This is a genomic window from Cryobacterium sp. TMT2-10 (assembly GCF_004403075.1).
GTDB classification, from domain to species: domain Bacteria; phylum Actinomycetota; class Actinomycetes; order Actinomycetales; family Microbacteriaceae; genus Cryobacterium; species Cryobacterium shii.
Genome location: NZ_SOGW01000108.1, coordinates 1 through 7,547 on the forward strand (window position 1 = coordinate 1; position 7,547 = coordinate 7,547).

General features: G+C 70.2%; 6 protein-coding genes and 1 pseudogene. 3 read left to right on the forward strand and 4 right to left on the reverse strand.

Features of this window, described 5'->3' with window-relative positions; all coding sequences use genetic code 11:
- The coding region (manA, locus tag E3T37_RS13350; protein WP_134367585.1) for a mannose-6-phosphate isomerase, class I at window positions 1-1,197 on the reverse strand (1,197 nt) is incomplete at its 3' end.
- 132 nt (window positions 1,198-1,329) lie between these two features.
- Here manA and E3T37_RS13355 point away from each other — a divergent pair.
- Window positions 1,330-2,508: an acyl-CoA dehydrogenase family protein gene (locus E3T37_RS13355; protein WP_134367587.1), complete on the forward strand. Its 1,179-nt coding sequence runs from the start codon at window positions 1,330-1,332 to the stop codon at window positions 2,506-2,508.
- 149 nt (window positions 2,509-2,657) lie between these two features.
- Here E3T37_RS13355 and E3T37_RS13360 read toward each other — a convergent pair whose 3' ends face one another.
- Together E3T37_RS13360 and E3T37_RS13365 are read right to left on the reverse strand one after the other, a co-directional pair.
- Window positions 2,658-2,918 carry a metal-sensitive transcriptional regulator gene (locus tag E3T37_RS13360; protein WP_134367589.1) on the reverse strand — a complete coding sequence of 87 codons (261 nt, stop codon included), beginning with the start codon at window positions 2,916-2,918 and terminating at the stop codon, window positions 2,658-2,660.
- A gap of 2 nt (window positions 2,919-2,920) precedes the next feature.
- Window positions 2,921-4,579 (reverse strand): FAD-dependent oxidoreductase, encoded by a 1,659-nt coding sequence (locus E3T37_RS13365; protein ID WP_134367591.1) that lies wholly within the window; start codon window positions 4,577-4,579, stop codon window positions 2,921-2,923.
- Window positions 4,580-4,660: 81 nt separating this feature from the next.
- Between E3T37_RS13365 and E3T37_RS13370 the strand changes: the two genes are divergently transcribed.
- Entirely contained in the window at window positions 4,661-5,965 is a 1,305-nt protein-coding gene (locus E3T37_RS13370) for an O-antigen ligase (protein ID WP_134367593.1), read from the forward strand.
- 19 nt (window positions 5,966-5,984) lie between these two features.
- On the forward strand, window positions 5,985-7,286 hold the full coding sequence (locus E3T37_RS13375) for an O-antigen ligase (RefSeq protein ID WP_134367595.1): 1,302 nt from the start codon (window positions 5,985-5,987) through the stop codon (window positions 7,284-7,286).
- Window positions 7,287-7,349: 63 nt separating this feature from the next.
- Here E3T37_RS13375 and E3T37_RS16925 read toward each other — a convergent pair.
- Window positions 7,350-7,547: pseudogene (locus tag E3T37_RS16925) on the reverse strand (hypothetical protein); the annotation flags it as partial.

Consider the following 7,547-nt stretch of genomic DNA (forward strand, 5'->3'; position numbering starts at 1 on the left):
AGCCGCGCCCGCCGCAGCGCCAGCCGCAGCGCCAGCCACACCGCCCGCCGCACCGCCCGCAGCAGCCCCCGCAGCAAGGGCAGCAGCGCCCGCACCCGCAGCCGGCTCGGCCGCGATGTGGACGAGTTCGAAGTCGTCGACGTCCGGCCGGAACTCGTCCACGCCGGGAGAGGTCGATACCGGCGGCAGATACGGCACCGGCAGGGGGGTGAAGTCGAGCACCTCGAGCAGTTCGTCGACGTCGATGTGCTTGGGGCTGAGCCCGCCGCGGAGCACATTGTCCGACGCCGCCATCAACTCCACGCCGAGACCGGACAGGTAGGCGTGGATGTTGCCGGCCGGCAAATACAGCACCTCGCCGCGCTTGAGCGAGACCCGGTTGGTCAGCAGGGAGATCACGATGCCGGGGTCTCCCGGGTAAGCGCGGGCGAGGTCCCGCACGGTGGCGAACTCGAGCGGGAACTCGATGATGGCGCCGCCCTCGGCCAGGTACGTGGCGCTGTCGGCGAGCAGCACGACGCGTTCGACCAGCCAGGCCACCTCGCCGGAGTCTCCGCCGCGGCCGTCACGCAGCAGCCAGTCGACGCAGTCGCGCAGCGCGTCCGGTCCGAGCAGGTGGCGTTCGAGGGCGTCGAGGGCGCCGGGCTGCGGGTCGTCCGAGGCCACGTCGAGCGCCCGGAGTTCGCCGAGGATGCGCCGGATCTCGGTCAGCTCGCGAAAACCGCAGAGCGCCTCGAAGGTGTCGCTCAGGGCGAAGATCACCTCGGGCTTGTGGAACGGGTCGCGGTAGTTGCGGTCGGCCGCGGTCTGCGGGATACCGGCTGCGTTCTCCAGGGCGAAGCCGCTGCGCGCACGCTCACTGGTCGGGTGCGCCTGCAGCGAGAGGGGACTCTGCGCGGCGAGCACCTTCAGCAGGAACGGCAGCCGCGGCGGAGCCGACCCGGCGGGCGAACCGTTCGCGTGCGCGGCCGCCGCTGCGCCGAGGGCGACCTCGGGGGACGCCGTGATCCAGTCCAGCAGCGTGCGGTGCCCGCCGACCTGGGCCGGGTCGACGATCAGCGAGGGCGACCCGGGATGCGCGCCCAGCCAGAGCTCGGCCTCCGGTTTACCCGACGGAGCGTAGCCGAGCAGTCCGGAGATGGCGGTGGTCGATCCCCAGGCGTAGTCCCGCGGCGAATTGGTGATGCCCACAAACATGGTTGGCTCCTGCACTGTTCGGTTTAGACCAAACTACCAAGGGCTTTCGGCCAGGCCAGGGGCCCACCTAGGCTGGCGAGAATTCGCCGACCGCCGCAAGCGAGGCCGTCGCCCTCTGCAATGGAGCACCAGATGAACTTCGAGCTACTTCCCAGCGACTTCTTCGGCTACGAGAATCTGCTCACCGATCAGGAGAAAACCGCGCTGACCAATCTGCGCGCCTACCTCGAGTCCGACGTGCGGCCGATCGTGAACGGATGCTGGGAGCGCGCCGAATTCCCGGCCGAGGTCATCCGCCCGCTGGCGCAGCTCGGGGCCTACTCGTTCGGCTGGCCCGAGACCCGCCCGTTCGAGAACTCGGCCGTGTTCCGCGGTTTCGTCGCCCTGGAGGTCGCCCGGGTGGACGCATCCGTCGCCACCTTCGTCGGTGTGCAGAACGGGCTGGCCTGCGGCACGATCGCGGCGACGGGATCTCAGGAGCAGCGCGACGAGTGGCTGCCGCGGCTGGCTTCGGGCGAGATCGTCGGCGCCTTCGGCCTGACCGAGCCGTTCTCCGGCTCCGACGCGGCCCAGGGGCTGCGCACCACGGCGACCCGAACCGGCGACACCTGGCTGCTCAACGGGGAGAAGCGCTGGATCGGCAACGCCACCTTCTCCGACATCACCATCATCTGGGCGAAGGACACCGCCGACGGCATGGTGAAGGGCTTCCTCGTGCCCACCGACACGGCCGGGTACTCGGCGACGAAGATCGACGGCAAGATCAGCCTGCGCGCAGTGCAGAACGCGGACATCGTACTGGAGAACGTGGTCGTGCCCGAGCGCAACCGGCTGCAGAACGCGAACTCGTTCCGGGACACCGCCAAGGTGCTGCGCCTGACCCGGGCCGAGGTGGCCTGGGCCGCCGTCGGCACCTCGATCGGCGCCTACGAGGCCGCGGTCGCCTACGCGAAAGAGCGCGTGCAGTTCGGCAAGGAGATCGGCGGGCACCAGCTCGTGCAGGACCTGCTGGTGAAGTCGCTCGGCAACATCACCGCCAGCTTGGGCATGGTGGTGCGGGTGTCGCAGATGCTCGACGAGGGCAGCCAGCGCGACGAGCACGCCGCCCTGGCGAAGCTGTACACGACGGCACGGATGCGCGAAACGGTCGCCTGGTGCCGCGAACTCTTCGGCGGGAACGGCATCGTCCTCGACTATGACGTGGCCCGCTTCTTCGCCGACGCCGAGGCCGTGTACTCGTACGAGGGCACCAGGGAGATGAACACGCTGATCGTCGGGCGCAGCATCACCGGCCAGGCGGCCTTCGTCTAGCAGAGCGGGAGGGCGGGAGCCCGCACGCCCCTCTCCCGCCCGAGCCGCTCTCCCGCCCGCGCCCTGAACGAATTCGACGGAGATTTTGCCGAAATCGGACCCTAACGGCCCGAAATTGGACTTTTACAGAAGAATCTCCGTCGAATTGGTTAGGAGAGGGTGAGGAAGAGCTTCTCCAGCTCGTCGACCGTGAGGGAGTTCTGCCCATCCGGGTTGTCGAGGCATTCCCGCATCGCCGTCGACACGATCACGAACCCGGCCCGGTCGAGCGCGCTCGATACGGCGGCGAGCTGGGTGACGACGTCCTTGCAGCTGCCGCCGGCCTCGACCGCGGTGATGACCGCCCCGAGCTGGCCCTGGGCCCGGCGCAGCCGGTTGACGATCTTCTTCTGGTTCTGGTCGGGTTCCATGATCAGGCCTTTCGGGCGAAGGTGGCGGGGGTGAGGGTGGAGACGCCGGCCGTCCAGGTGCGGTAGCCGCCGTCGAGGTTCAGCACGTCCCGGCCGTTCTGGCTGAGGATGCGGGCCGCGGTGTGTCCGCGCTGCCCCACCTGGCAGTGCACGACCAGGGTTCCGGCGGGCAGTTCGCCGAGGCGCTCGCGCAGCTCGTCCAGGGGCACGTTGACGGCGCCCGGGATGCTGCCGGCGGCGAATTCGCCGGCCGTACGCACGTCCACCAGGGTGGCGCCGGCCGCCTGGGCGGCCTCCAGCTCGTGCCACTGCAGATTGCGGGTCGTTCCGGCGGCGAGGTTCGCGGCGACGTAGCCGAGCTGGTTGATCGGGTCCTTCGCCGAGCCGTACTGCGGCGCGTAGGCGAGTTCGAGGCGGGTCAGGGCGGATGCCGTCAGCCCGCCCGTCATCGCCGTCGCCAGGATGTCGATGCGCTTGTCGACGCCGCTGCCGCCGATGATCTGGGCGCCCAGGATGGCATCCGACTCCGGGTCCACCAGGAGCTTCATCGACATGGTCTCGGCACCCGGGTAATAGGTGGCGTGCGAGGCCGGGTGGGTGTGCACGACCCGGTGCGCGCGGCCCTGGGCGACGAGGCGTTTCTCGCTCCAGCCGACCATGGCCGCCGTGAGGCCGAAGACGCCGACGATGGCGGTGCCGAGGGCCGGCGACGCCGGCTCCGGCGTTCCGGCGATGCTGTCGGCGGTCGCCCGGCCGTGCCGGTTCGCGAGCCCGGCCATGGTGATCAGGGTGCCCTGGCCGCTGATGGCGTCGATCTTCTCGACCCCGTCGCCGACGGCCCAGATCGAGGGGTCGTTCGTCTGCTGGGTGTCGTCGACCTCGATTCCGCCGCTGGCGCCGATGGTGAGCCCGGCCCGGGAGGCGAGGGAGGTGTCGGGGACGACACCGACGGAGTCGATCACGAGGTCGGCGGGCACGATGGTGCCGTCGCTGAGCTCGACTCCCCCGTTCGCGGCGGCCACGACCGTGCTGTGCAGCCGCACGTCGACGCCGCGGGCGCGCAGCTCGTCGAGCACCGGCGCGGCCATTTCGACGTCGAGGGGGCCGAAGACCTGGGCGCCGAACTCCACCAGGGTCACGGCGACTCCGCGGTGCACGAGGTTCTCGACGGCCTCGAGGCCGATGAAGCCCGCACCGATCACCACGGCGGATGCCGGGCCGGTGATGTCGCGGAGCAGGGCGTCGATGTGGTCGACGTCGTCGACCGTGCGCAGGGTGCGTGTGGCGAGCCCGGCCGGGGTGATCCCCGTGCGGGCGGTCGCGCCGGCCGCGAGGATGAGCCGGTCGTAGGCCTCCACGGTTTCGACGCCGGTCTGGGTGTGGCGCACGGAGACGGTCTTCGCGTCGCGGTCGATGCCGGTCACCTCGTGGTCGACGCGCACGTCCAGGTTGAACCGGGCGGCCAGCGAGGCGGGGGTCTGGAGCAGCAGGTTCTGGCGGTCCTGGATCACGCCGCCGACGTAATACGGCAAACCGCAGTTCGCGAATGACACATAGTGCCCGCGTTCGAATACAATGATTTCACCCGTCTCGTCCAGCCGCCGCAATCGCGTAGCCGCCGACATACCGCCTGCAACTCCGCCAACAATGAGTGTTTTCACAAGTGCCTCCGGGATAAGCATACCCCCCGGGGTATTAAAAGTGACGAAAAGTGACCCCGCCTCGCCACTACCCTTAGTGTCATGCCCTCTGTCCAGAGCCGTTTCGTCGTTCGCACCTTCGCGACCCTCGTGTTCTTCTCCGTTCTGGCCGGGCAATTCTGGCGCAGCCTGCTCGGCTGGTGGGGCTACGGCGCGATCGTTCTGATCATCGGCGCCGGCATCCTCATCGGCCTCGTCCGCCTGAAGCCGGACTGGATGTGGCCCCGGTTCCCGAAGTCGCTGATCGCGTTTCTCGGGCTGGCCACCCTGTCGCTGGTCTGGACGAACTACCTGGGCGCGTCCCTGATCGGCATCACACTGCAGTGGGTGACCACCTTCGCCGCACTCTTCCTCGCCCTCTGCCTGACCTGGACCGAACTTCTGCGCACCCTCGGCGCGGCCCTGCGCTGGGCGCTCGGGCTGTCCCTGGTCTTCGAGGTGACCGTCGGGCTCTTCGTGCGGCAGCCCGTGCTCCCGTTCTGGGTCGACTACGGCACCGACACGGTGCCGCAGGCCTTCTACTGGTCACGCGGGCTCCTCTTCCAAGGCGGGCCGATCGAGGGCATCGTCGCCAACCGCAACCTGCTCGGCTTCCTGGCCCTCCTCGCCGTGATCGTCTTCGCCCTGCAGCTGGCGGCCGGAACCGTGCGCCGCGGCTGGGGCGTGGCCTGGCTGTCCCTCGCCGTGCTGATCCTGGTGCTGACCCGGTCCGCGACCGTCAGCTTCGCCGCCGTCGTCGTGGCCGTGGTGCTCGGCCTCGCGCTCTGGGCCCGTCGCCGCGGCCCGGACCGGAGAGGCGTCGTCTACCTGACGGCCGCGGCATCCGTCGTCGCCGTGTCCGCGGCGTTGGCCGCCCTCGCCCCCCGGATCCTGCCGCTGCTGGGCAAGAGCGCGGACCTCACCGGCCGCCTGGACATCTGGCGGAGCGTGATCGACCTGGCCGGTCAGCGCCCGGTGCAGGGCTGGGGCTGGGTGAGCTACTGGGCGCCGTGGGCCGAGCCGTTCAAGGGTCTCGCGGTGCGCCGGGGCGTCGTCTACCTGCAGGCCCACAACGCCTGGCTCGACGTCTGGCTGCAACTGGGTATCCTCGGCCTGATCATCTTCATCGCCCTGGTGCTGTCGACGCTGTGGCGGTCCTGGCTCCTCGCCGTCGACCGGCCGCGCCGCACCGTTGCCGACACTGCGCCGTACACGGTCTCCTCGCTGCTGCCGCTGCTGCTGCTGACCGCTCTCCTCGCGCAGAGCGTCGCCGAGAGCCGGATGCTGATCGAGTCCGGCTGGGTTCTTCTGGTGGTGCTCGCCGTGACGACCAAGAGAGCCCAGTCATCCGTTCAGACGCTGCCGTGAGCGGTAGCGTGGAACAGCCATGACCTACCGCGCGAACCGACCCGCCGCTCCGGCCCCGTTCACGCGCCTGTTCGCGTCACCGAAGTTCGCGGCCGCACTGACCGTGCTCATCCTCGGCTTCGCGTTCGGCACCCACGCCGTGCGCAGCCTGATCGGCTGGCCCGGCCTGCTGGGCGTGCTGGTCGGGCTGGTGGCACTGGCGGCGTTCTCGCTCAGCGCCCGCTGGGCCAGCATCGACTGGCACGGGCTGCTGCCGATCTCGATCATGGTCTTCGTGGGCTGGTGCGCCCTGTCGTTGCTCTGGACGGGCTACCCGTTCGAGACCCTCAGCGCCGTGCTCTACCAGCTGGCCTTCACGTTCCTGGCCGTCTACATCGCCCTGGCCCGCGACACCATCCAGATCGTGCGCGCCACCGGGGACGTGCTGCGCTTTCTGCTCGTGGCGTCCCTGGCGCTGGAGGTGCTGTCCGGGCTCCTGCTCGACCTGCCCATCGCCTTCCTCGGCATCCAGGGCAATATCGCCACCCTGGGGCCGGTGCAGGGCCTCTTCGGCTCCCGCAACCTGTTCGGGCTCGTCTCGCTGATCGCCGGGGTCACCTTCGTGGTCGAGCTGCGGTCCCGGTCGGTCCCCCGGTCAATCGGCGTCGGCTCGATCGCCCTCGCCGGCTTCGCCCTGCTGCTCACCCGCTCCCCCGTCATGCTGGTCGTCGCGCTCTTCGTGGGGGTCGCGGCGCTGGCCCTGTACTGGCTGCGCCACACGCCGGCCGAGGGCCGGTGGATCCTGCAGATCGGGCTGCTCATCACCTCCGCGGTCGCCGGCATCGCGGGGTTCATCGCCCGGGCGCGCATCACCGAACTGCTGAACGCGGGCAGCGAATTCGAGGTACGGTCGACGCTGTGGAGCGAAATGTGGCGTCTGGGCCGGCTGCATCCGTTGGAGGGATGGGGCTGGGCCGGGCTCTGGCCGGCCCAGGTGACCCCGTACGGCTGGCTGGACTTCGTGACCGGGCGGGAGCACACCTCCGGGCTGAACGCCTTCCTCGACGTCTACTTCCAGGTCGGGCTGGTCGGCCTGCTCGCCTTCCTCGCCCTGGTCGGGCTCGCGTTCTGGCGGTCCTGGCTGCTCGCCTCGGACAAGCGCCCGGTGGTCTACGTGTGGTCGCCGCTGATCCTGGTGCTGCTACTGGTCACCTCGGCGGCGGAGAGCACCGTGCTGGTCGAGTTCGGCTGGCTGCTCCTGCTGATCTGCGCGGTCAAGGCCGCGCAGGGCAAGAGCTGGCGCAGCCTGCTGCAGCCCAGCCCGCACCGCTACCACGAGTAGCGGGCCGCGCGCCCGGAAAACGGCAGCCGAGACCGCGACCGCCGCAGCAGCCGCAGCGGCAGCTCAGACCGGCTGGGTCAGGTCGCGCAGCACGTCCTGCAGGCCGAGCCCGAACCGGACGTAGTCGCCGGCGCGCCAGCCCGCGAGCACGGGCGCCAGCCGGGCCGGACGCAGGGCCGGGAGGGTGCTGCGCCGGCGTTCGTGCGCCAGCTTGGCGTCGATCAGGGCGAGTGTGGCGGCCGACGGCGCCGGCTGCAGCAG